The sequence below is a fragment of the Glycomyces rhizosphaerae genome, from assembly GCF_042647865.1.
GTDB classification, from domain to species: Bacteria; Actinomycetota; Actinomycetes; order Mycobacteriales; family Micromonosporaceae; genus Glycomyces; species Glycomyces rhizosphaerae.
Map to the genome: position 1 here is coordinate 271,995 of NZ_JBHRWO010000010.1, position 22,135 is coordinate 294,129.

Consider the following 22,135-nt stretch of genomic DNA (forward strand, 5'->3'; position numbering starts at 1 on the left):
TCAACGGTATGGATCGCGCAGGCCCGCGGCCTCGGTCTAATTGCCGGACATACCCCTGACGAAAGTCAGGGGTGGCTCGCGGAGCACGTCTCGGTTGGCGAGGTGGGCAAGCCAGCTGTGGCAGTCGTCGACGCGGTCGATGCCCAGGCAGGGCGCTGCCCACAGGATGAATCCGGCCGCGTCGACGATGCCGGCCAGGTCGAAGGCGACCGGGAGGAGCTCGAGTTCGGTCGCCGACAACGGCCGCGCCTGCTGGTAGCCCGCCACGGCGGCTTCGGCGATGGCGACCGGGAGTCGCCGGTCCGGCTGTTCAAGGGCCGCATAGTGGAAGAGGCGGGCGAGGTCGAGGATGAGCGGGCCGTGGTTGAGCTCGTCGAAGTCGAGCACGGCCGTCACTTCGCCGTCCTCGACCAGGAGGTTCTGCCGGTGCAGGTCGTGATGGAGCGGGCCCGAGGGCTGTTCGGCGAGGAGCGCGAGAGCCTCGGCGTGCCGGTCGAGGAACGTGCGCGTCTCCTCCCGCCACCGCTCGGCTCCGTCGAGCGCCACGTCGCTGTGCGCGGCCTGTTCGAGGATGCCGAGGCGGTCGAACACCGGAATCCGGTCGTCGGTCCGTCCGATGGTCGCCGTGTGCATGCGGGCCAGGAGGGCGCCGCTCTGCTCGGCGAGGTCGGCGGTCATCGCGGGCGGGACCTCGCCGGAGGCGAAGGGGAACACCGCGATCGGCTTCCCGCCGACCAGCACTGCGGGTTCACCGTTGTCGGCGGTGAACGGGGCCGGGGTCGGGAAGCCGCCGCGCGAAAGGTGCGCGACCAGCGCCAGTTCGGCCCCGACCTTGGCGAGAGGGGACTGGACGTACTCACGGACGACCACGTCGCCTCGGTCGGTCGCGACGCGCGCGTTGATGTTGTCCTCGCCGCCGACCAGGGGCTCGGGTTCGCCGCGGGCCTCGAGACCGAAGCGCGCCAGGAACGCGGGGAGGTCGAGCCGAAGCTCGCCGTTCGGCCAGATCTGGTTGCCGGTCATGGGAACAGCATTCAGGGAGGCGACCCCCAGGGCAAACGGTTAAGCGGACTGCCGGCCGATAAAGCGTTCGAACCGCTCACGGGACGCCATCCGCCCGGCGGGTCCTCGCCCACGCGGCCGTCGACGGCCTCGCGAAGCAGGTCGGCGTGGCCGGTGTGGCGCCCGTACTCCTCGACCAGGTCGAAGACGACCCTACGGACGCTGAGGTGACCCCTCCCGGGCCATTCCAGATGCGCGGGCTGGTCGAGACCACCGTCTTCCAGGAGCGCGGCGAGACGCTCGCGGGAGCGCGCGACCGCGCCGTCCCACAGGTCGTACAGGTACTCGGGCGAGTCATCGGCGCACGAACTGAACTCCCATGCATCCGAATCGTCGAGCGGCGCGGAAACCCAAGGCTCACCCGGGGACTCGCCCCGCAGCTTCCACGCGAAGGTCGTGTCCTCAACGCGCGCCAGGTGTTTCAGCAGGCCGCCCAACGTCAACGCGGACGCGCCGATGCGCGTGTTCAACCCCGCCGAATCCAGCCCGTCGGCCTTCCAGCGGAACGTCACCCGCAAACGGTCGAGCGCACCGACCAAGTGCGCTTCGTCGGTCCCCGCCAACGGCGGCTCCCACCAGTAATCGTCACTCATGCCGACACCGTAGACCCCGCCCCCGACATCCACGCCAAATGCGTTGCAACCGCCGAGCCCGCAGGCATAGGGTGCGGGCATGGTGAATCCGGAATCGGACACGGCAGGGGCTGCCGGTCACCCGCCAGCCCCCTAAGCCACCAGGCAATTCCCGGGGCCGCTGGCCGCGGTGACGAGACGTCCCAACCGACCGCTCGACACCTCGGAGTCACCCGATGCCGCTTCCCGTCCACCTGCTCGCCCTGGCCGTCTTCGCCATGGGCACTTCCGAATTCATGCTCGCCGGCCTCCTGCCGGACCTCGCCGCCGACCTCGGCGTCCCCGTCGCCACCGCAGGCCTGCTCACCTCGGCGTTCGCGGTCGGCATGGTCGCGGGCGCGCCGCTCATCGCGGCACTCGCCAGGCGCTGGCCGCCGCGTTCGAGCCTGCTCGTCTTCCTCGGCCTGTTCCTGGCCGCGCACGTCGCCGGCGCGATCACCGGGAGCTTCGGGGTCCTGTTCGGGACGCGGATCCTCGCGGCGCTCGCGAACGCGGGCTTCCTCGCGGTCGCCCTCACCGCGACGGCCGGACTCGTCGCCCCCGACCGGAAGGGCCGGGCACTGTCGGTCCTCTTGGGCGGCACGACGATCGCCACCATCGCCGGAGTGCCCGGCGGGGCGCTGCTCGGCGCGTTCCTCGGCTGGCGCGCCACGTTCTGGGCGGTCGCGCTGCTGTGCCTGCCCGCGGCCCTCGGCGTGCTCCGCGGCCTCCCCCGAGCCCGACCCGCAGCCTCAGGTCCACTGCTCCGGACCGAACTCGGCGTCCTGCGCCGACCCCGATTGCTCCTGGTGATGGGCTTGGGCGCCTTGGTGAACGCGGCCACGTTCGGGGCCTTCACGTACATCGCACCCGTCGTCACCGGTCCCGCAGGCCTCGGGACGCTGTGGATCCCGATCGTCCTGGTGCTCTTCGGCATCGGCTCGTTCGCCGGTGTCACAGCGGCCGGTCGCCTCTCCGATCGCAACCCCGGCACGGTCATCGCCGTCGCGGGGCCGCTCCTGCTCCTCGGCTGGTGCGCCCTGGGCCTGTGGGCCGCGAACCCGGTAGTCCTCCTCGCGCTTGCGTTCACGCAGGGCGCGTTGGCGTTCGCGGTCGGCAGCACGCTCATCGCCAGGGTCCTCTACGAAGCCGCCGACGCCCCGACCATGGCCGGTTCCTACGCCACGGCAGCCCTGAACGTCGGGGCCGCGGCCGGCCCGGTCGCCGCCGGGTGGGCACTGGGCACCGGGGCCGTCGGCCCGATCTGGGCGAGCGCGGCCCTGGTCGCGGCGGCAGTGCTCCCCGCCATTGCGGGCAGGCGCGTGTTCGCCGGCGCCGCAAGAGAACCGGCGTTCACACGCTAGCGGTCAACGTATCGGCGACCATGCCGGCGACGGTCCGGCTCAGGTCCGGCAGCGCCCCGTGGTCGCCGATGAGGATCAGGATCCAGTAGAAGATCGGCCCGAGCAGCAGCGCATGGACGATCGCCGTGTCGGGCTTCGCCGCGAGCTCGCCGCGTTCCACCGCACGCGAGAGCACCGTGTCGATGACGAACCGCTCGCGCTCGATGAACGAACCGGAGAACCGGGCCCCGAGCGCCTGGTCCCCGTGGATGTCGGCCAGAAGCCCGTGCAGCACATCGGGAGGCGCGGTAGAGAGCTGCTCGGCGATGATGTCGCAGATGGCGGCCAGATCCCCGCGCAGCGAACCCGAGTCCGGCGGCGGCTGCTCCTCCATGTCGTGCACGGTGGCCGCGAAGATCATCTCCTGCTTGGTCGCGAACCGCCGGTAGATCGCGGCCTTCCCGATCCCCGCCCGCGAGGCGACCGCGTCGACGGTGAGCTTCGCGTAGCCGCGTTCGACCAGGAGTGCCCTTGTGGCGCTGGCGATGGCGTGATCGATCTGGCTGTCGCGGGGGCGGCCCACGGGTTGCTTCGGTTCCGACATGGCCCTAGGATACGGAACCAAGAGTATTGAAACTACCAGTTCCGTAATTAGGAGTCGTCATGATCAAATGGGCCGGACGGATCTTCGTCTTCCTCGGCATCGGACACACGGTGCTCAGCCTCGTGCTGGTCGCCCCGAGCCACGCCGCGTCGTGGTTCAGCGGCGACCTGTGGCGGCCCGACGAGGGCGTCATCGAGATGAGCCCGAGCATGGCCGCCTACTGGCTCAGCGTCGGCGGCTTCGGCGTGCCACTGCTGGTGCTCGGGTTCACGGTGCTGTGGATGCACCGCCGCGGCATCGTGCCGCCCGGCTTCCTCGGCTGGGCGATCCTCGCCTGGGCGGTGGTCAACACCGTGATCCTGCTGCCCTCGCCGTGGATCCTGGCGGTGGTCGGATCGGTTCTCTACCTCGTCGGTGTCCGCCGCGCCGAGCGCGCGGCGGCTCCCGAACCGGTCCTGTCGAGCTGAACGGCTACAGCCGGTCGGCCAGGCTCACGACTTCCACGTCCATTGACGAGTTCGCGGGGAAGTCGATGCGGGACGGGGCGACACCGGCGGCGACGAGGTGGGAGCCGAGGGCGGCGACCATGGCGCCGTTGTCGGTGCACAGCTTCGGCCGCGGGTATCGCAGCGTGATGCCGGCGTCGACGGCGCGTTCCATCGCGAGAGTGCGCAGTCGGGAGTTGGCCGCGACGCCGCCGCCGAGGAGGATCGTGCCGACGCCGTGCTCTTTCGCGGCGAGGATGGCCTTGCGGGTGAGGACGTCGCAGACGGCCTCCTGGAACGCGGCGGCCACGTCGTTCACCGGGACGTTGTTGCCTTCGGCCTTTTGGGCTTCGATCCAGCGGGCGACGGCGGTCTTCAACCCGGAGAAGGAGAAGTCGTAGCGGTGGCGCTCCATGTCCTTCGCGGCGGAGAGGCCGCGCGGGAACTGCACGAACGCGCGGTCGCCCTCCTTGGCGGCCTTGTCGATGTACGGGCCGCCGGGGAAGGGCAGGCCGAGGAGGCGCGCGACCTTGTCGAAGGCCTCGCCCGCGGCGTCGTCGATGCTCGCGCCCAACTGGGTGACCTTGCTCGCCAGGTCCTCGACCATCATGATCGAGGAGTGGCCGCCGGAGACGAGCAGGCCGATCGCCGGTTCGGGGATCGGCCCGTTCTCCAAGGTGTCCACCGCGATGTGCGCGCTGAGGTGGTTGACGCCGTAGAGCGGGACGCCGGTGGCGATCGAGTAGGCCTTCGCCGCGCCGACGCCGACCATGAGCGCCCCGGCGAGGCCGGGACCGGCGGTGACGGCGATGCCGTCGAGGTCGGCGAGGGTGAGCCCGGCGTCGTCCAGGGCCCGCTGCACCGTGGGCACCATCGCTTCGAGGTGCGCGCGGCTGGCGACCTCGGGCACGACGCCGCCGAAGCGGGCGTGCTCGTCGACCGACGAGGCCACGGCGTCGGCCAGCAGCTCGTGGCCGCGCACGATCCCGACACCGGTCTCGTCGCACGAGGTCTCGATACCCATCACTACAGGTTCGGTCTTCACAATTCCATCCTCATCACGGCGGCATCCGTGCCGGTGTGCTGGTAGTAGTTCTTGCGCACCCCTAGCCCCACGAAACCGTACCGGTCGTACAGGCGCTGGGCCGGGACGTTGTCGACCGCGACCTCCAGGTACAGGGCCTTCGCGCCGTGCGCCTTCGCGCGCGCGATCAGATCGTCCATGAGCATGCGCGCGACGCCGCGGCGGCGGGCGCCCGCGTCGACGGCGATGTTGTTGAGCCACATCTCGTTGTCGCTCAAGGCCGTGCCCGCGTAGCCGAGGATCCGCTCGCCCTCGAAGACCGCGCGGTAGTCGTGCCCCGCCGACAGCTCGGTCCACAGCAGGCCCTCGCTCCAGGCCTCGGGCCCGAAGATCGCGACCTCCATCTCGGCGACGGCGGGCAGGTGCCACCAGCGCAGCCGGTCGATCCGCAACTCGTTCATCGCATCAAGCTGTACCACGCCGGGTCGGGTGCAGCCTCTTGGCGACGCTTGCGAGCCATAAATTGGCGCTGGCGGGAGCTGCGGGTTGCGCGTCGGGACGGCGCAGGTACAGCGGGGTGAGCTTCTCCGTCGGGGCGCCCGCGAGCAGGCGCGGAGCGGCGAGCTCGACGAGTTTCACCAGGTCCGGGTAGATCGGGGCGGTCTCGGCGTCCATCGGCAGCTCGGCCGCGTACTTGCTCGCGCCCTCGCCGATCGCGTAGTCGGCACCGGTCTCGGGCAGATCCGCGGGCTTGCACACCTGCGGTTCGCCTTCGCGCACTCCGTCTTCGTAGACGGCCCAGTAGATCTCCTTGCGGCGCGCGTCCGTGGCCGCGAGGGCCCGGCCCCTCGTGTTCGCGCCGATCCCGTCGAGCGAGCAGACCCCGTAGACGGGAATCCCGGCACCGTCGGCGAACGCCGCCGCCGTGACCATCCCCACGCGCAGACCCGTGAACGGGCCCGGCCCGACACCCGAGACGACCGCGTCGATCTCCGACTTCGTGCGGCCGGCGTCGGCGAGGCAGCCTTCGACGAACGGGGCGAGCTTCTCCACATGCCCGCGCGCGTCCACCTCGCGGCGGAACGCGGTCAAGAACAGTTCGTCGTCGTCCAGGTCGACCAGCGCGGCCTGCACCGCGGACGTGGACGTGTCGAGTGCGAGGACCCTCATGCGGCTGCACCGACCGGGGTTTCGAGCGAAGCGAGCCGCTCGGCCCAGTCGCCGCCGCGCCCGTGCAGCACCGCCACGCGGGTCTCATCGGAACGGCGCTCGATCGCGATCTCCAAGTGCGACTCCGCGAGCCGCTCCGCCAGACCCGCACCCCACTCGACCACGGTCACGGCCGCGTCGACATCGGTGTCCAGGTCGAGGTCGTCGAGCTCGTCCAGGGTCTCCAGCCGGTAGGCGTCGACGTGGACCAGCGGCACCCCGGCCGTGCCCGCGCGGTGCGAGCGGGCGATCACGAACGTGGGGCTCGTAATGCGCCCCTCCACACCGAGGCCGGCGCCGATGCCCTGCGTGAGGGCGGTCTTCCCGGCCCCGAGCGGGCCGGTGAGGATCACGAGGTCACCCGCGCGAAGGACCGCGGCCAGGCGCAGCCCGAAATCGTGGGTGTCTGCGGCCGTATGGAGCTGGAGCCTCACGTTTCACTCCTCCAAGTGGATAAGGTCCGCAACTGCGGTGCGGAACCGGGTTCACGGTTCGAGACGATGCCCGTGGTGACGCGAGAACGGCGACCACCTGCGGTGTCGCGCCCCATCGCGCTCCGACTGCGGGGACGGCGTCCCTGAGGACGCCGGAGCAGCGGACGCGGCGGTACCTTCACCGATCTCAGCCACGACTTTGTCGATCATCTCCAACAACAGTTGTGAGATCTCACCAGGATACTCCAGCTGCGGTGAATGAGCCGCCTCGGCTATGAGCGCGAATCGCGACCCTTCGAGCGCCGCCGCCAGCCGCCGCGAATGCTCCGGCGGCGTCAGGAGATCCACGTCACCGACCACCACGAGCGACGGCAGCCCCTTGAACAGCGGCAACGTCGCCGTCTCGTCGTGATCGAGAATAGCGCGGGCATAACCGACGATGCTCTGGATCGAGGTCCGCCGGTTCATCTGCTCCACCAGGCTGACCAGCGACGCGGGCGGATCCGCGTGCCCGAACGCCGCCCGTCGTGTGAGCAGCCACCCCAGGTCTCCCGCCAGCAGCCGCGAACGGTCGATCAGGTCCGGGGTCCACCCCGCGACCTGCTGCAGCATCGGCAGCACCGTCCGCCGCAGGCGCCGCAGCGCCCGCATCGGCTTCGTCTCGACCGTGTCGAGCCCCGCCGCGCTGCTCGACAGGAACGCCACGCCCTTCACGCGCTCTCGGAAATCCGCCTCGTACTTCCGCGCGTACACCTGGATCGTCATGCCGCCCATCGAATGCCCGACCAGCACCAGCGGGCCCACCGGCGCCACCGCCTGCAGCACGTCGTGCAGCACCTCGGCCAGGTCGTCGATCCCGTACTCCGTGCGCGGCAACGCACCCGAACGCCCATGCCCCGGCTGGTCGTACAGCACCGCCCGCATCGACATCCCGCCGCGATCCGCTTCCGCGATCGCCTTGCGCAGGAAGTAGAACGTCGCCATGTCCTGCATATAGCCGTGCGCGAACACCACCGTCAGATCCGCGTCATCCGGACCCGCCGTCTCCACATGCACCGCCACGCCATCCCGCGTGTCCACCGTCCGCACCGAACTCTGCGGCGGCAACTCGAACGGCTCGTGCGCATACGGATCGGTCGACGCCATCCGCGTCCGCCGCGCCAGATAACGCGGCACCCCCCACGCCAGAGCGGCACCGACCGCCAGACCGCCGGTCACCCCACCGGCGATCGCCAAACCGCGCAAACGGCGACGGGACTGCTTCTCACTCATGCGGCCTCGCAGTGTCATCGAACGGCAAATCTCGAGAGGCTGCGCCCCCACCAGGACGCGAAACGAACCTGGATCAATCACCCACGCGGCGGCCCCGAAAGACCCCGGTTCCACAGCCGCGGCACCCGCGAACCGATCCCGGTCAACACGTCATTGGGAATCGTCCCGGCCCACACCGACCAGTCGTCGGCATCCGGATGCTGCTCACCCGCACCGATCAGGATCACCGGCTCGCCCGGCTTCACGACGTCGTCACCGCAGTCGACCATGAACTGGTCCATGCAGATCCGACCCAAAACCCGGCGGCGCCTCCCCGCCAGGTACACCTCGGCCCGCCCCGAAGCGGCCCGCGGCACCCCGTCCGCGTACCCGAGCGGCACCAGCGCCACATTGCTGTCCCGCTCCAGATGCACCGTGTGCCCGTAAGAGATCCCCGCGCCGGCCGGGACGCGCTTCACCGACATCACCACCGACCGCACCTCGATCACCGGCTTGAGATCCACCGGCACCTCCGGCACCGGGTTGTACCCGTACAACGCGATCCCCGGTCGCACCATGTCATATCGCGTCTCCGGATCTGCGATCAGCGCCGCCGAGTTCGCCAGGTGCCGCACCTCGGGCTCCAGACCGGACGCGGCCACCGTCGCCAGGAACCGCTCGAACGCGGCCTTCTGCTCGGCGTTCGCCGGGTGCCCGATCTCGTCGGCGCAGGCCATATGGCTCCACGCACCCACGACCACGACCGACCCGGCCGCCTGATGCTTCGCGGCCGCCTCCGCGACCTGCTCCCACTCGTGCTCGGACACACCGCCCCGCGACATCCCCGTGTCGCCCTTGAGATGGATCCGCGCCGGCCGCCCCGCCCGATCGGCCGCCGCGGCGACCGCATCCAGCTGCGCCAGCGACGACACACCGAGCTCGACACCGGCCCCGACCACCTCGGCCAGGCCAGGCTGGTCCGGGGAGAAGAAGAACGCCATCACCGTCGTGTCCGCCAGATCAGGCAGGCGCTTCAGCTGCCATGCCTCCCTGAGCGTCACGACGCCGAGGCTCGCCGCCCCGGCCTCGACGGCGACGCGCGCCGCCGGGACCATGCCGTGCCCGTACGCGTCGGCCTTGACCATCGCCATCATCGGCACCCCGGCGATTGCAGCCAGGGTCTCCACGTTGTGCGCGAGCCGCCGCCAGTCGGCGCTGGCTTTCGCCAGCCCGGACATGGTGCCGAATTCCGGCTCGGTCAGGACGCGGTAGTTGTCGATCGCCACATATGCAAGGGTACGTGCCCGCCGCGGCCGGGGCCGACAGCGCCGATGCCCGGGTCGCAGGCAGCGCTGCGGCTCGGCCGTGGCGAGCACGTGTCACCTCGGTCTACGGGCTGACCAGCTGCTCACGGACGATGCGGGCGGCTTCGACGAGCCCTGCGAGCGATGGCCGGACCTCCTCATAGCGGCGGGTCTTCAGGCCGCAGTCGGGGTTGGCCCAGACCCGGTCGGGGCCGAGCGCGGCGACGGCCAGGCGCAAGGCCTCGGCCATGTCGTCGGTGGCCGGGACACGCGGCGAGTGGATGTCCCACACGCCCGGGCCCACCGCGCTGCGGTAGTCGGCGCGGTCGAGGTCGGCGAGGATCTCCATCTTCGAACGCGAGGCCTCGATCGAGGTGACGTCGGCGTCGAGGGCGGCGATCGCGTCGATGACCTCGCCGAACTCCGAGTAGCAGAGGTGCGTGTGGATCGCGGTCTCGGGCCGCACGCCCGCGGTGGCGAGGCGGAACGAGCGGGTGGCCCAGTCCCGGTACGCCGCACGGGAAGCCGCGCGCACGGGCAGGAGTTCGCGGAGCGCCGGCTCGTCGACCTGGATGATCGCGGTCCCGGCCGCTTCGAGGTCGGCGACCTCGTCGCGCAGGGCGAGCGCCACCTGGTCGGCGGTGTCGGCGAGCGGCTGGTCGTCGCGGACGAAGGACCAGGCCAGGATGGTGACGGGCCCGGTGAGCATGCCCTTGACGGGCTTCTCGGTGAGCGACTGGGCGTACGAGGTCCACTCGACGGTCATCGGCGCGTTCCTCGCCACGTCCCCGTAGAGCACTGGAGGCCGGACGCAACGCGAACCGTAGGACTGCACCCATCCCCCCGCTGTGGTCGCGAAACCCGTCAGCTGCTCGGCGAAGTACTGGACCATGTCGTTGCGCTCGGGCTCGCCGTGGACGAGCACGTCGAGGCCGAGTTTCTCCTGCTCGGCGATGACGGCGGCGACCTCGGCCTTCATGCGCGACTTGTAGTCGGCGTCGATCATGAGGCCGCGCCGGTGGGCCGCTCGGGCGTTGCGCAGCTCGGCGGTCTGCGGGAAGGAACCGATCGTGGTGGTCGGCAGCGGCGGCAGCGCGACGCGCTCGGCCTGGGCCGCTTGGCGTTCCACGTACGGGAGGCGCCGGTCGGCGTCGGGTCCGAGGTCGGCCAGGCGCGTCCGGACGGACTCGTCGCGCCAGGCGGCCGGGGCCTCGGGCCGGGCTTCGCGGGAGCCTTCGGGGTCGGCGAGGGCGGTGATCTCGCGGAGCTTCTGCCGCGCGAAGGCGAGGCGCTCGGTCAGCGCCTCGGGCAGCTCGTGCTCGGCGTCGAGGTCGACGGGGACGTGCAGCAGCGAGGAGGAAGAGGCGACCCCGACGCGGTCGCTGATGGCTTGCAGCCGTGCGATGTCGGCCGCGCCCTTGGCGAGGTCGGCGCGCCAGATGTTGCGGCCGTCGATCACCCCGGCGAGCAAAAATGTTTCACGTGAAACATCCAGTGTCTCCAGTGCTTCCAGGTCACTGCGGCCACGCACGAGGTCCAGGGCCACGCCTTCGACACCGGCTTCGAGCAGGACGGGCAGCGCCTCGCCGAAGGGACCGTAACCGCCCGCGACCAGGATTCCGGCACTGCCGACCAGTCGCCGGTAGACGGCGGCGGTCGCCGCGAGTTCCTCGGTCGTGCGGTCGGCGCACAGCGCGGGCTCGTCGAGCTGAATGAGTCCGGCCCCGGCTTCGCCGAGGGCCGCGAGGAGCTCGACATAGACCTCGACGAGGTCGCCGAGCCTGTCGAACGGCACGAAATCGGCAGGAGCGCCCTCACTCGGCTTGGCCAGCAAGAGGAACGAGACCGGCCCCAGCAGCACCGGCCGCGCGTCGAGACCTCGCTCCTTCGCTTCCAGGAACTCGGCGACCGCCTTCTCGGGCTTCGCGGCGAACGCGGTCTCGGGACCGATCTCGGGGACCAGATAGTGGTAGTTGGTGTCGAACCACTTCGTCATCTCCAGCGGCACGGCCTCGGCATCACCGCGTGCGGCGGCGAAATACGAAGCGAGCGCAGTCTCACGGCGGTGCCGGGACGCGAGCGCGTCAACGGCGACGATCGTGTCGAGCACGTGGTCGTAGAAGGAGAAGGTGCCGGTCGGCACGGAATCCAGCACCGAAAGATCGTCGAGCATCCCGGAGCGGACGGCGGCGGCAGCGGCCTCCAGACCGGCGGCGTCGAGCCTCCCGGACCAGTGGGCTTCCAACGCCCGCTTCAACTCGCGGTTCGGTCCGATGCGCGGATATCCGAGCGCGGTGGCTCCGAGGCGTTGTGCGGGCACGGCGGTAGTCGTGTTCATGTGTCAGTTCCCTCGAACTTGCGACAACGGGACCGCACGCGGACGCGCGCGGTACGCGGGCAGGTATTCGGACTCGAGGGCGCGCCGTCTCCGGCACCTAGCGCCCGCCGCTTCCCAGACCATGGGGCCCAGTGCTTCTGGCGGGTTTCGTTCCCTCTCACCGCTGCGGGGCAGTCCTGGATTCACACCAGATTCCCTCTTAGCCGAAGCGGTCTAGCGCCGCCTCGGAACCAGCGTCGTCACCGATGGTACGGCCGCGCACCGTCACGTGCCTCGGACGCGGCCGCAGAGTGGGACGAGGGCGGATCGGGCCGGCGGACGAATGGGTAGGCTCGGGCCCCATGAGCACCAGACCTGTAGCAGTAGTCACGGGCGCGAGCAGCGGGATCGGGGCCGCCGCCGCGAAAGCCCTCGCCAAGGCCGGCTTCGACGTCGTGCTGGGGGCCCGCCGGGCCGACCGGCTCGCCGAGGTCGCCGCCGAGTGCGGGGGGACGGCGCTGCCGCTGGACGTCACCGACGAGGATTCGGTCGCCGCCTTCGCCGCAGTCATCAGCCGCTGCGACCTCCTCGTCAACAACGCGGGCGGGGCGCTCGGACTCGAATCCATCGCCGAGGCCGACCTCGACCTGTGGCAGCAGATGTACGACGTCAACGTGCTCGGCACGATCCGAGCCACCAAGGCGCTCTTGCCGAAGCTGGTCGCCTCCGGCAACGGCCAGGTCGTCGTGATCGGCTCCATCGCCGCCCACCAGCCCTACCCCGGCGGGGGCGGCTACAACGCCGCCAAGCACGCCGAAGCCGCCGTCACCCGCGTCCTCCGCCTGGAACTCCTCGGCCAACCGGTCCGCGTCTGCGAGATCGACCCCGGCATGGTCGAAACCGAGTTCAGCCTGGTCCGCTTCGAAGGCGACCAAGAACGGGCCGACGCGGTTTACGCGGGCATGACCCCACTCACCGCCGACGACATCGCCGACACGATCACCTGGGTCGCAACGCGACCCGCGCACGTGAACGTCGACCAGATCACGATCATGCCCCGCGACCAAACCGGGGCGCAGCAGGTCCACCGCCGTAACCAATAGCAGCGCAACAAAATCGGCCCGGTGGTTTCCGCCGGGCCGAAGTCGTCTGCAAGGGGCCGCTCGAAGCGGTCAGTCGGATTGGGGCCAGCGTTCGAGATCCTGGTCGTCATTCGCGGGTGAGATCCTGACATGCGGCGTCGTGTAGACGGGTTCGCCGCCATGTGCGACACAGTCCGTCGAGATGGTCAGGCCCCCCTCTGAGGTGAACCGGATCGAGAGGCCGTCGTCTCGGTCAACATGTACCGAGGTGCTCCCCTCCCCGTGTTGTTCCTGGGTCGGCTCCAAGCCCATCTCTTCAAGCTCATCGGCGATGACCTGCACATACTCGATCCGCTGGGCGCGGTTGTCCTCGCGAATGTCGAGGCCGTAACTGACCATGACCGATACGAAACCGTCCCAGACGAGGTGGTCGTCCCAGCCCGACAGGCAGGTCTCGGTGTTCCACAATCGACTTTCGAAGGCGGGAGTACCGTCGCCGCCCACCGGTAGTCCCGCAATGAGCTGGCCAGCCAGATCCTCGGAGACGAGGAGCGCTTCGCTCGATTCGTATTCGGAAGTGAGCTCGGGCGGGCGCTCTCCAAGGTCGTAGCTGATCCAGCGGTACGCGCCGGCACACCCGGCAACCACCAGCAAAACGCTGATGGTCACGTAGACGGGCCAGCGAACCGGCTTCTGGCCCGCCGGTGTGTTCCTGTCGGTCATGAAGGCCCCGGTTCGGCGCGCGGATCGACGGAAAGCGACACGGACGTCTCGCGTTCGCTGCTGTCGAACCAGACCAATACGTTCGCGACGTCGAGCATGGTCGAAGCTTCGTAGCGATACTGCGACTTATCGGCCGCATAGGTTGCTTCAGCAGCGTCCATTTGCTCGTTGAGCCATGCGGACAGAACATCGGGACCAATGGCGTCGTTTCCGGAGCCCGTCATGCAGCTTTGCAGATTCCGCCGGACCTCATCGAATACGGGCGACGTCAGCGCTTCGTCCAGGTACTCCGTGTGGATGTCATAGTCAGCCGCGCAGTAGATGCTGAGCACCCCCTCGTCGACGTCAGTGACCGCACGAGCGTTGAAGGTGAAGTCGGTGTCCACATGCGGAGGTTCCCCTTCCATCACCCAGGAGAGCCGATCGCCCCCGACGCGCGGGTCCTCGACCGGTTCAGCCCTTGCAGGCACATACTGGTCCGTCACGAGGTCTCCGGAACTCAACCATTCACCGAAGTCGAGCCCGTCGATCGCCTCAGCCCATGCGGCGATGTCGGCACCCGGGATAGGTGTCAACGGGATGGGGTCGGACAACACCGCGTAGGTCGCATAATCATCGTTGAGCTCCGGCTCGGTAGCGCAGCCCGCGATGGACACGAATGCCACGGGCACCAATGCAACGCACCAGAGCGATGGCTTCATAGCAGAGTCACGCTGGTCAGGACGGCGTCGATCTCGGTCCGCAGGGCAGGGTCGTCGGGGTAGACGATGCCCATGAGGAAGACCGAGCGGTTGTCGTCTGTGAGGATGTGGACGATGTGCCCGTACATCGGCTCGTCATCGGCTTTGCTGACCTCCCAGGTGAACCGGTAGGCCTCCTGGCCATCGACTTCGGCAGGTTCGGAGAGCAGGATCTGGCGGTCCTCGGCGTACGGGTAGAAGTACTCGGAGTTCTCGCCCGCGATGGTGGAGGTGCTCATCGACATCTCCTCATCGGCCATCGCCTCACCGGAGAACGCGAACACCGACGCTCCACCGGTTTCGGTGGAGACGCTCGCACTTGAGGTGAAGGCTTCGATGAGGTCTTCAGATGCGAACTCCTCCCAGCCTTCAGGGAGGGTGTAGGAGATACCGGATTCGGAGTCCTCGATGGTGAGGCCTTCCGTCTGGGTCGCACCGGGACCATCGCCGCCCTGATCGGACAGGAACCACCACACCCCAACGCCGCCGCCGACGACGACCAGAAGCACAAGCACGACAACGAGCGCAACGACACCACCGCGCCGCTCGCGGGGAGGGAGAGGCGGCGGATACCCAGGATGAAAGCCCTGCGCGCCAGGCGAATACGGCGGCGGAGCCGCCATCGCCGGTGGCGGATAGGTCCCGGGCTGCAGATACGGCTGCGGCGGCGGACCAGGCGGCCGCTGCTGCGGCTGCCCGTTGGGCTGCTGGGGATTCGGATTCTGGTACACGGTCGCCTTTCCGCAAAGTAAGGGGAATCGGGGGAGGCTCAGATCAGGCCGTCGTACGAATCGGGCGAATCGAAGGGCACCGGCGCGGAGACGGGCTGGGCGGTGGCGAACGGATCGACCGCCTCGTCGGTGGCGTCTTCTGGCGGGTTCTCGAAATTGTCCCCCTTCACTGCAAGGTCGTTCTCAGGAAGCACGCCACCGGCCGGAGGGATGTATTCGGGCTTCTCGAATCCTTCGGTGGCTGGGACACAGCCGGTTTGGAGGGTCAACGAGACGCCGTCAGCCACCGACCACCATAGGTTGATCCCGTCGGGTCGAACTGCTTCCAGTGACCCGCGCCCGGTGTCGGGGTTGATGGTGTCGCGGTGGACGTCGTATCCGGCATCGGTCCAAGCCTGACGCAGCAAATTGGTGTATTCGAGTTTGACCAGATCGGTAGCCGAGATGTCCCCAGTGAACCCATACCAGATTTCTATCGCCACCCAGCCGTCATATTGACTGCCGGACGTTTCGCCACAGTCCTGTGGCCTGGCATAACCGCGGCGATAGACCCCGGGGAAGTCGGGTAGGTCAGTGACAGTGTCGGCAACGATCTGCTCCAGGAGCGGATAGGCCTCGGCTTCGCCGAATTCGCGTTCCGGCGGGGGGTCTTGCATGAGAGAGCATCCTCCGAGCATGAGGGCCAGTGCTGACAGCAGCGTGATGATTCGTCGGCGCATCGGGTGACCTAGTCTTTCTGGCCGGTGATGATCTGGGCCATGGTGTCTCGTGCCTGGTTGGGTTCGCCGTTGTCGTTTTCCCTGAGGCAGTCCTCGTGGATGTTGAGGGGACTCGTACTGATCGCGTCGGCTTCGAAGACGTTGCCTCCGAGGCCGCAAGGTCGATGACATCCCAGTCGGCTCTGGTGGACCAGACGTTCTCGGCTCCGGGCGCGGCGGCTGGGCGCTCGTCACAAGGTCCGGGCCTGGATTGCGCGTCACTGCGCTGCCCATAGCACCAGGCCCGCGACGAGGGGAGCATGAGCAGGACGATCCCTGCGATAGCGGGTGCGAAGACCGTCAGGAAGAGCCATCCGGTGGTTTCAACTTCGGACATCCACGCGATCAAAAGGAGCGCAAGTATCCCGTAGATCGAAACTGCAAGCACATGTGCCACACGAGAACGGCTGCAGATGCAAAGAGCAAGCACGCTCAGGACTCCGCCAATCACGAGCGCAACGATCGCGAAGTAGAACCCTACGTCGGTCCACATCGCGTACTCGTCACCTTTACCGGAGACACGGCCAGAGATGCCAAACATGAACGAGAGGAGGACGACCGCAGACCAGCCGAAATACACAAGCCGTGCATGGACAGCGATGCCGATCGAGGGCTTCCAAACCTCGCGCATCTCAGATCTGGCCCTCGTAAGACTCAGGCGATTCGAAGGGAACAGGCGCGTAGGTAGCTTGAGTACCCGCGAACGGGTCGATGGCGGCGGCCTGGTCGGTGGGAATGCCGTCGGGAAAGTAGTCGTCGACCATGTCCATGTCGCCGCCGGGCTCGATGCCACCGACCGGGGCGATGTACTCGATTTCGCTTGGGTCGCTGACCGGAACACAACCGGACTGGATCAGGAAGGCGTTGTATGACCCGAGGGTGTACCAGAGGCTGATCCCGTCCTCACGTTCGGCGACCAGGTCGTGGTCGAGCCTATCGCCACGTTGCCGCTCCTCGTCTCGAGTGATCTCGTACCCGAGCGAGGTCCAATGCTCCCTGAGGACATCGACATATTGTTCGCGAGTCAGTTCCGTCGCCGAGTCGTCTGTCGAGAAGGTGTACTCGATCTCGATGTTGGTGTAGTCGGCACTGCTTATGCCGTTGTGCTCGCAAGGGAGTTCGTGCCACCAGCGACTTTCGAAGCCAGGGAATTCCGGGAGGACCGTCACCGTTTTGTCAACCGCTTCCTCCATCGGTGCATAGGCTTCGGCCTGGGTGTACTCGGATTCAGGCGGGGCGTCCAATGCGTCTCCAAAAGAGGAACAAGAAGCGGTCAAGAGTGCTGTGATCACACTGGTCACAACGATCCGTCCGGGCTCGAACGCGGGCTTCTGAGGGGATGAGGCCAGGGAGGTCATGATGCTACTCCGGTGATCACATCGGTCATGTCCTCACGTCCTTGCTTATTGGCTGCGCCCCAGTAGGTGCCGTGGTTGTGGAGTGGGTCCAACCCGTCCGCTTCGCTGTCGATTACGGTTGCACCGAAGTCTTCGCTAATCGGGTCGTTGCCATGGAACGGTGTGTATTGGATGACGTCCGCATCGTTGCGAGTCGCATACACATTCTCCACGCCGAGTGCGTCGGCGGTGTCGACGGTGACTCCAGGAGAAGCGAGGAAGAGAAGGTTGTCGGCCTCGACGCCTTCGGATGCGGCGGCGGCTCCGATGACAGTAGAGCCGTATGAATGCCCGCTCAAGGTCAGATTTGACGGACCATCTTCAGCTGTGGAGCGGATCCCCTGGCTGAAGGACTCCAAGTCCTCGGCGGCGTCGGTTGCATAGTCAGGGTGTGCGGCCTCGACATCCGTCCAAATTCCGGCCTGGCTGGGGTATGCATTGTCAGGCGCGTCGTAACCGAGCCACAACACGGTAGCTGTGTCCTGCCCCGATACGCCCCATCGCTGGGCGTCGGCAGCCATGGATTCGGCGTGGCCCATTTCGTCGTTGCCCGCTCCGTCGAAACTCGCTGTAGTACCGGGCACGTAGACATTTACGTTGGCGGCGGTGTCCGGGTTGCCGATCGAGACGACAAGCTGTCCGCTGTCTTCCGGGTTGTAGTCCAGCAGGTAATAGGGCTGCTTCTGGTTCCCGAAGGTCTCCGAGGTGCCGTCCTCCTTGGTGATCTTGTCCTGTAGATCGGTCAGCTCGGTACGTTCCTGCTGGAGCTCCGCGAGTTCGGCTTCGAGCTGTCCGTAGTCCACTGGTTGGCCGTCGTACATCAAACCGGCGTTCGGGTCGCCTCCGGCGGCTTCCAGCTGAGCTTCGATCGACTCGATCTGCTGGTCAAGGCCGGTAATCTGGTTGTCGAGATTGGTTCGATTGGCGGTGTCACGCACATCGATGGGGATACCGTCGGTGGGACCTACCCATTCAGGGTGTTCAGTTTTCAGGGCCTCTTGTTCGGCGTCGCTAAGGTTCTCCCACCACTGGTTGACCTGCTCCGGGGACATGTCGGACTCGCCGTTCGCGATCGCCTCCATCTCGGCGGCGACCTCTTCGCTCAGCTCGGTCCTATAGTCGTCGATCAAGTCGTCGTAGGTAGCCCCGAGCTGTGGAGGCAATTCCGACGGGTTCTCGCGCATCTCCTTGAGCGCGGCAGCCGCATCGTCATCGGCGTCGTGGGCTCGGGACATGATGGCGCGCAGCCAGTCCTGGTACTGAGCGCCTAGTTCTCTCGCCGAGTTATAGAAGTCATCGAGCTTGGACAACACCTCGGCTTCGCTGAGGAGGTCATACCAGGCCGACGGTTTGTCGATCCCAACGCGGTCGCACAGCCACTGCGGTGGGTCAAGGTGCAGGTAAATCGAGCGGTGCAGTTTCCCGCTCGGATTCACCTCGTAATCGTGCTTGTCGCCCTCGATCTCGTAGTCGCGCTCCTCGATCAGGCCGACGAGCTCAAGGAGTTCGTCCTGCTCGGCCTTGAGAGCATCGCTGGCTTCCAGAAGCGACGTACGTACGCGAGTCTGGGCATAATCCGACAGGTCGTCTTCGAAGCGTCCTGCGAAGAGGTCGATGTGCTCGCGGACTTGGTTCGCTGTGTCGGATTCGAAATTCTCCGTATTCAGGTGCCCGGCAATAACTTCCGTCCGAAGCCGTTCGGTCTGCTCGATCATCTTGCCCACGTACGCCGACCAAGACTCAGCTACCGACTGGATCGCTGCGCAGTCTAGGTCGCGGAGGTCTTTCCAGGACATGTCGCTCATGAGAGATGGCTCCTACCAGTCGGGGCGGGTTGAGGCGTTCTCGTTGGCCCGGCCGGGGTAGCGGTCGTGGTCAGCAAGGGAGGCGAAGTCGCCGGCGTTGTAGTTGTCGACTTCTACGGCCTCTTCGGCGCAGACTGCGAGGTACTCGCCGGTATTGCCGCACAGACCTGAGAAGCCGCCCGCGCGGAATTGCTGCCACCACTCGGCAGCCTCGGCCAGCGCTGGGCCGAGCGCGGTGTCTGAGTCCTTGAGTTGTTGCGCGAGTTCGCTGGTGCCGTCAATGAGCGTCACCGTCTGCGCATCGACCTCGGACTCGACATCGAAGAGGATCTCCACCGACTTGTGGACCTCTTCGGGCTCCATCGTGAAGACATCAGCGCCGGCCATGTGCAGTCTCCATCGCGCTGTGCTGGAGGGTAATTGGGCGGGTAAGGCACCTGGGGCTGGGTGTCATGTGCTGTCTCCGTGGGGAAAGGCTCGGGACGGTTGCTCACTGTATCGAGTTGTTGCGTCACATGGGGTACACGACTCGGATGTCAAGATCACAGGTGTTTGCGGTGCAATGTGAGTCGTGTCCGCCCGGGTGAGTTTGCGGCGGACCGGGCGACACGCGTTCATTGGATTCGGGGCAGGGCACGTTGGGGCACAGGGAAGACCTTCGGGGCGAATCGGGCTTTTGGCGGCGAGATTCAGGGTACCGGTGAATCACCCTCCGTGCGGTACACGGAGACGCGGAGAGGTCAGGGGGGTTCTAGACGCTTTTGCGCGGGGGTGTGTCGTTGACTGGCAACCGTCACACGTGTGTGTCAATGTGAGAGAAGCGCCCAGTGGGCGTATTCCACAACAACTGAAAACAGACGGTGGGTCGCCGAACGGACTGGCATCTCGAGGCGACCCACCTTCCAACCCAGGAAGGAAGACCTCCCATGGTTAGCGTCAGCGTACGCCAGAATCGGCCTGAGCCGATAGGTCGAAACGCGCAGCCCCGCAACCGCGTCTACCCGCATCCGGAGAACCCCGGCCTGATCGAGCAGGTCGATGGGTACTACGACTGGGCGGGCCGCCGCCTGTTCCTCGAAGACGGTTCACCCGATCCGGCCACACCAGGCACGTACCGGTACCAGACGCGGCCGGACCTCTGCGACCTCGCAGCGCCCGACTCCGATCCGGCCTCTCCGCGCTACGAGCCGCCGCACCTGCGGCACAAGCCGGGTGACACCTGGATCATCGATCGCAACCGCCCGCACGACCCCGACGACTCGGGCTCGTTCGGTTCCCCCGGTTGGCGACCGGATCCCCGTACCGGCCGCCACCGCCGCGACGAACTCCCCGACCCGATCCCTCCCTGGGAAGCAGGCGGAGCCGCCCAAGACAATGCCGAAGAAGCCGCCGGGCAGGCCGACGTTCCGGAAGTGGGCGGCGGAGAGCCGCCTTGGCGTCCTCGACGGCGAACCTCCACACCCGCACCGGAACCCGAACCGGAGGCGATCGCTTCGCCCGCGCCCCACGCTCGGCCGGGCCTGCCGATCACCCCGGACCGCTCCGAGCCGACCCCGCGCCGCAGCCCGAGGTTCTGGCAGGAGGAACAGGAGGAGCGCAAGGAAGAACGGTCGGGTCGCGAAACGGCGCAGGAAGAACCGTGGCGGTTCGAGAAATTGCGCGAGGATGCTTGGGACCGGTTCGTCATCAAGTCTTCCGAACTCGCGGCCGCCCACTGGGCGGATCGGCGGACCTTGGAGTACCAGCACCGGTGGCCGGTCGCGATGGTGCTGCGGATGTTCCGGTGGCTGACGGCGGTGGTCGAGGGCCGCAGCGCGAACAAGGCGTCCGTGTCGGTTGCGACCCCGCTGCCGGTGCCCCGCCAGGTGCAGCCGCATGCGGATCAAGCGCCGCGAACCGCTGAGGCGGCGCGGTCGACACAATCCGCCGAGGCGGCACGGTCGGCGCTGTCGCGCGAGGACTCCCGGCAGGCCGCGCAGGAGGCGCGGCCGGTTCCGGGTGCGCAAATGGCGCAGGCGATCCGAAGCGTGCAAGCCGCCAGAGTCCGGCTCGCCGCAGCCGCCCGCGAGACGCGAGCAGACCAGGGCGGAGCGGCTCGCCAAGCAGCGCAATCGGATCAAACCGAAGCCGTCCGCGAAGCGCAATCGGACCAGGCCAAGACGGCTCGCCACGCGGCCCAAGCCACTCGCGGTGCCGCACCGCGGTCGGCCGGGGAGACTGGCGGCGCGCATTGGCGCGGCCGACCCCGGGAGGAGCGTCCGCGTCCTTCGCCTCTGCCTTACATGGCCCGGTGGGAGCGGGCGTTCGATGCGCACCGCGCGTTCGGGGAGGCGGTGGTGCTGTGAACCGTCTGCAGTTCATCGCCGCCGCTTGGGTGGACGGGCGTCGGCTTCGGTTCGAGCCGGTGCTTCAGCAGCCTCGACTTCGCGTGATCTTCACCGGCAGTGAACCCGAGGCGCTCGGGTCCGTCATCGAGCTCGACACCACCGGGCCGGGACTTCGGGTGTCGGCGCCGCTGCACGTCGAGTGGGCTGTCGAGCATTACGAGGTGATCGTGGACCAGGCGGTATGGGTCTGGGGCGAGATCACCGGCGAACGCGACGGGTGAGGGAAGACCCACACTTCAGCTCCGCTTCAGATAGCCGCCCGTATCTTCAAGCTCAGGGATTCTCACCCAGAGGTGCGATGGGCTTTCGGGGTGCGTCGGGGCCAGTCGGCCCTGGCGCACCCTGCGCCTATTCGGTGAGGGAGAGGGAGACCGCGGCAGCGGCGAGCGCGAGGGTTCGCCGAAGCGGCGCAGACACCACCGGTGAGTACCGGTTCTCCAAGCTCCGCGAAGACGCCTTCGACCGCTTCATGGCCAACTCCGCGCAACTGCGCGCCGCCCACTTCGCTCCGCAGAAGCCGTACGGAGCGGCCGCATGATCCCCCGACCGCTACACCACCCGCCGCATCCGCACCTGCTGCATCAAGGCGCTCAACGACATTCCGCTCCCCGTCCACCGCACCGACCCACCCGACCAGATCCTCCCGATCGACCTCGCCGGACTCCCCATCCTCGCCACCGAAACCATCGACGACCGCCGGGTTCAGTTCTCACTCGTGATCGGACAAACCCGCTTCCGCCTGACCTACAAGGAGATCCACCCCAACCTCATCGGCCACATCATCAACCTCGAAACACCAAACCCAAGACTCGTCATCGCCGAACCCCACCACACCGAATGGGCCCTTACGAAGAAGCCCTCACCGACC

The 22,135-nt window shown here is 67.7% G+C and carries 22 protein-coding genes and 1 riboswitch; of the genes, 5 read left to right on the forward strand and 17 right to left on the reverse strand.

What is annotated here, in order from left to right; genetic code table 11:
* Positions 1 to 36 precede the first annotated feature (36 nt).
* Both ACFO8M_RS10910 and ACFO8M_RS10915 read right to left on the reverse strand, forming a co-directional pair.
* Complete coding sequence (locus ACFO8M_RS10910; protein WP_387974603.1) at positions 37 to 1,023, reverse strand: phosphotransferase; 987 nt, start codon at positions 1,021 to 1,023, stop codon at positions 37 to 39.
* An 11-nt stretch (positions 1,024 to 1,034) separates the two neighbouring features.
* Complete coding sequence (locus ACFO8M_RS10915; RefSeq protein ID WP_387976330.1) at positions 1,035 to 1,655, reverse strand: mycothiol transferase; 621 nt, start codon at positions 1,653 to 1,655, stop codon at positions 1,035 to 1,037.
* A 215-nt stretch (positions 1,656 to 1,870) separates the two neighbouring features.
* Here ACFO8M_RS10915 and ACFO8M_RS10920 point away from each other — a divergent pair, with 215 nt between their 5' ends.
* Entirely contained in the window at positions 1,871 to 3,037 is a 1,167-nt protein-coding gene (locus ACFO8M_RS10920; RefSeq protein WP_387974606.1) for a Cmx/CmrA family chloramphenicol efflux MFS transporter, read from the forward strand.
* Here the strand turns inward: ACFO8M_RS10920 and ACFO8M_RS10925 are convergent.
* Positions 3,027 to 3,620, reverse strand: coding sequence for a TetR/AcrR family transcriptional regulator (locus ACFO8M_RS10925; RefSeq protein WP_387974608.1), 594 nt, complete (start codon positions 3,618 to 3,620; stop codon positions 3,027 to 3,029). The two genes, ACFO8M_RS10920 and ACFO8M_RS10925, sit on opposite strands and share 11 nt — an antisense overlap.
* A gap of 59 nt (positions 3,621 to 3,679) precedes the next feature.
* On the opposite strand from ACFO8M_RS10925, the gene ACFO8M_RS10930 reads away from it, so the two are divergent.
* Positions 3,680 to 4,087 carry a DUF6463 family protein gene (locus tag ACFO8M_RS10930; protein ID WP_387974611.1) on the forward strand — a complete coding sequence of 136 codons (408 nt, stop codon included), beginning with the start codon at positions 3,680 to 3,682 and terminating at the stop codon, positions 4,085 to 4,087.
* A 4-nt stretch (positions 4,088 to 4,091) separates the two neighbouring features.
* Here ACFO8M_RS10930 and tsaD read toward each other — a convergent pair whose 3' ends face one another.
* The 7 genes from tsaD to metE form a co-directional block, all read right to left on the reverse strand.
* Positions 4,092 to 5,150 (reverse strand): tRNA (adenosine(37)-N6)-threonylcarbamoyltransferase complex transferase subunit TsaD, encoded by a 1,059-nt coding sequence (gene tsaD, locus ACFO8M_RS10935; RefSeq protein ID WP_387974614.1) that lies wholly within the window; start codon positions 5,148 to 5,150, stop codon positions 4,092 to 4,094.
* Positions 5,147 to 5,590 carry a ribosomal protein S18-alanine N-acetyltransferase gene (rimI, locus tag ACFO8M_RS10940; RefSeq protein WP_387974617.1) on the reverse strand — a complete coding sequence of 148 codons (444 nt, stop codon included), beginning with the start codon at positions 5,588 to 5,590 and terminating at the stop codon, positions 5,147 to 5,149. Before rimI ends, tsaD begins: the two co-directional genes overlap by 4 nt.
* Positions 5,591 to 5,594: 4 nt before the next feature.
* A complete protein-coding gene (gene tsaB, locus ACFO8M_RS10945; RefSeq protein WP_387974620.1) occupies positions 5,595 to 6,299 on the reverse strand; it encodes a tRNA (adenosine(37)-N6)-threonylcarbamoyltransferase complex dimerization subunit type 1 TsaB in 705 nt (234 codons plus the stop codon).
* Positions 6,296 to 6,772: a tRNA (adenosine(37)-N6)-threonylcarbamoyltransferase complex ATPase subunit type 1 TsaE gene (gene tsaE, locus ACFO8M_RS10950; protein ID WP_387974623.1), complete on the reverse strand. Its 477-nt coding sequence runs from the start codon at positions 6,770 to 6,772 to the stop codon at positions 6,296 to 6,298. The genes tsaB and tsaE overlap by 4 nt, the downstream gene beginning before the upstream one ends.
* Before the next feature lie 51 nt (positions 6,773 to 6,823).
* The gene (locus tag ACFO8M_RS10955; RefSeq protein ID WP_387974626.1) at positions 6,824 to 8,044 is read right to left on the reverse strand and encodes an alpha/beta fold hydrolase; all 1,221 of its coding nucleotides are present in this window, start codon (positions 8,042 to 8,044) and stop codon (positions 6,824 to 6,826) included.
* Positions 8,045 to 8,121: 77 nt separating this feature from the next.
* Positions 8,122 to 9,261 (reverse strand): alanine racemase, encoded by a 1,140-nt coding sequence (gene alr, locus ACFO8M_RS10960; protein WP_387976333.1) that lies wholly within the window; start codon positions 9,259 to 9,261, stop codon positions 8,122 to 8,124.
* Between the two features lie 151 nt (positions 9,262 to 9,412).
* The gene (gene metE / locus ACFO8M_RS10965) at positions 9,413 to 11,665 is read right to left on the reverse strand and encodes a 5-methyltetrahydropteroyltriglutamate--homocysteine S-methyltransferase (protein ID WP_387974629.1); all 2,253 of its coding nucleotides are present in this window, start codon (positions 11,663 to 11,665) and stop codon (positions 9,413 to 9,415) included.
* A gap of 41 nt (positions 11,666 to 11,706) precedes the next feature.
* Positions 11,707 to 11,915: riboswitch (cobalamin riboswitch) on the reverse strand.
* A 91-nt stretch (positions 11,916 to 12,006) separates the two neighbouring features.
* Here metE and ACFO8M_RS10970 point away from each other — a divergent pair.
* Positions 12,007 to 12,747 (forward strand): SDR family NAD(P)-dependent oxidoreductase, encoded by a 741-nt coding sequence (locus tag ACFO8M_RS10970; protein WP_387974631.1) that lies wholly within the window; start codon positions 12,007 to 12,009, stop codon positions 12,745 to 12,747.
* A 69-nt stretch (positions 12,748 to 12,816) separates the two neighbouring features.
* On the opposite strand, the gene ACFO8M_RS10975 is transcribed toward ACFO8M_RS10970, so the two are convergent.
* The 7 genes from ACFO8M_RS10975 to ACFO8M_RS11005 form a co-directional block, all read right to left on the reverse strand.
* On the reverse strand, positions 12,817 to 13,449 hold the full coding sequence (locus tag ACFO8M_RS10975; protein WP_387974634.1) for a hypothetical protein: 633 nt from the start codon (positions 13,447 to 13,449) through the stop codon (positions 12,817 to 12,819).
* Entirely contained in the window at positions 13,446 to 14,114 is a 669-nt protein-coding gene (locus tag ACFO8M_RS10980; protein ID WP_387974636.1) for a hypothetical protein, read from the reverse strand. Before ACFO8M_RS10980 ends, ACFO8M_RS10975 begins: the two co-directional genes overlap by 4 nt.
* Before the next feature lie 32 nt (positions 14,115 to 14,146).
* A complete protein-coding gene (locus tag ACFO8M_RS10985; protein WP_387974639.1) occupies positions 14,147 to 14,704 on the reverse strand; it encodes a hypothetical protein in 558 nt (185 codons plus the stop codon).
* Positions 14,705 to 14,958: 254 nt separating this feature from the next.
* On the reverse strand, positions 14,959 to 15,576 hold the full coding sequence (locus ACFO8M_RS10990; protein WP_387974642.1) for a hypothetical protein: 618 nt from the start codon (positions 15,574 to 15,576) through the stop codon (positions 14,959 to 14,961).
* A gap of 734 nt (positions 15,577 to 16,310) precedes the next feature.
* Positions 16,311 to 17,036: a hypothetical protein gene (locus tag ACFO8M_RS10995; RefSeq protein WP_387974644.1), complete on the reverse strand. Its 726-nt coding sequence runs from the start codon at positions 17,034 to 17,036 to the stop codon at positions 16,311 to 16,313.
* On the reverse strand, positions 17,033 to 18,880 hold the full coding sequence (locus ACFO8M_RS11000; protein WP_387974647.1) for an alpha/beta hydrolase: 1,848 nt from the start codon (positions 18,878 to 18,880) through the stop codon (positions 17,033 to 17,035). Before ACFO8M_RS11000 ends, ACFO8M_RS10995 begins: the two co-directional genes overlap by 4 nt.
* 12 nt (positions 18,881 to 18,892) lie before the next feature.
* Positions 18,893 to 19,267, reverse strand: coding sequence for a hypothetical protein (locus ACFO8M_RS11005; RefSeq protein WP_387974649.1), 375 nt, complete (start codon positions 19,265 to 19,267; stop codon positions 18,893 to 18,895).
* A 473-nt stretch (positions 19,268 to 19,740) separates the two neighbouring features.
* Between ACFO8M_RS11005 and ACFO8M_RS11010 the strand changes: the two genes are divergently transcribed.
* Together ACFO8M_RS11010 and ACFO8M_RS11015 are read left to right on the forward strand one after the other, a co-directional pair.
* On the forward strand, positions 19,741 to 21,225 hold the full coding sequence (locus tag ACFO8M_RS11010) for a hypothetical protein (RefSeq protein ID WP_387974651.1): 1,485 nt from the start codon (positions 19,741 to 19,743) through the stop codon (positions 21,223 to 21,225).
* Positions 21,222 to 21,488, forward strand: a complete 267-nt coding sequence (locus ACFO8M_RS11015) for a hypothetical protein (RefSeq protein WP_387974654.1) — start codon at positions 21,222 to 21,224, stop codon at positions 21,486 to 21,488. The genes ACFO8M_RS11010 and ACFO8M_RS11015 overlap by 4 nt, the downstream gene beginning before the upstream one ends.
* Positions 21,489 to 22,135: the final 647 nt, after the last annotated feature.

What these genes read in the sequence shown, in the direction of transcription:
- ACFO8M_RS10910 (WP_387974603.1), bottom strand. Translation starts at nt 1,023, where the DNA reads ATGACCGGCAACCAGATCTGGCCGAACGGCGAGCTTCGGCTCGACCTC.
- ACFO8M_RS10915 (WP_387976330.1), bottom strand. Translation starts at nt 1,655, where the DNA reads ATGAGTGACGATTACTGGTGGGAGCCGCCGTTGGCGGGGACCGACGAA.
- ACFO8M_RS10920 (WP_387974606.1), top strand. Translation starts at nt 1,871, where the DNA reads ATGCCGCTTCCCGTCCACCTGCTCGCCCTGGCCGTCTTCGCCATGGGC.
- ACFO8M_RS10925 (WP_387974608.1), bottom strand. Translation starts at nt 3,620, where the DNA reads ATGTCGGAACCGAAGCAACCCGTGGGCCGCCCCCGCGACAGCCAGATC.
- ACFO8M_RS10930 (WP_387974611.1), top strand. Translation starts at nt 3,680, where the DNA reads ATGATCAAATGGGCCGGACGGATCTTCGTCTTCCTCGGCATCGGACAC.
- rimI (WP_387974617.1), bottom strand. Translation starts at nt 5,590, where the DNA reads ATGAACGAGTTGCGGATCGACCGGCTGCGCTGGTGGCACCTGCCCGCC.
- tsaB (WP_387974620.1), bottom strand. Translation starts at nt 6,299, where the DNA reads ATGAGGGTCCTCGCACTCGACACGTCCACGTCCGCGGTGCAGGCCGCG.
- ACFO8M_RS10955 (WP_387974626.1), bottom strand. Translation starts at nt 8,044, where the DNA reads ATGAGTGAGAAGCAGTCCCGTCGCCGTTTGCGCGGTTTGGCGATCGCC.
- alr (WP_387976333.1), bottom strand. Translation starts at nt 9,261, where the DNA reads ATGTCCGGGCTGGCGAAAGCCAGCGCCGACTGGCGGCGGCTCGCGCAC.
- metE (WP_387974629.1), bottom strand. Translation starts at nt 11,665, where the DNA reads ATGAACACGACTACCGCCGTGCCCGCACAACGCCTCGGAGCCACCGCG.
- ACFO8M_RS10970 (WP_387974631.1), top strand. Translation starts at nt 12,007, where the DNA reads ATGAGCACCAGACCTGTAGCAGTAGTCACGGGCGCGAGCAGCGGGATC.
- ACFO8M_RS10975 (WP_387974634.1), bottom strand. Translation starts at nt 13,449, where the DNA reads ATGACCGACAGGAACACACCGGCGGGCCAGAAGCCGGTTCGCTGGCCC.
- ACFO8M_RS10990 (WP_387974642.1), bottom strand. Translation starts at nt 15,576, where the DNA reads ATGCAAGACCCCCCGCCGGAACGCGAATTCGGCGAAGCCGAGGCCTAT.
- ACFO8M_RS10995 (WP_387974644.1), bottom strand. Translation starts at nt 17,036, where the DNA reads ATGACCTCCCTGGCCTCATCCCCTCAGAAGCCCGCGTTCGAGCCCGGA.
- ACFO8M_RS11000 (WP_387974647.1), bottom strand. Translation starts at nt 18,880, where the DNA reads ATGAGCGACATGTCCTGGAAAGACCTCCGCGACCTAGACTGCGCAGCG.
- ACFO8M_RS11005 (WP_387974649.1), bottom strand. Translation starts at nt 19,267, where the DNA reads ATGGCCGGCGCTGATGTCTTCACGATGGAGCCCGAAGAGGTCCACAAG.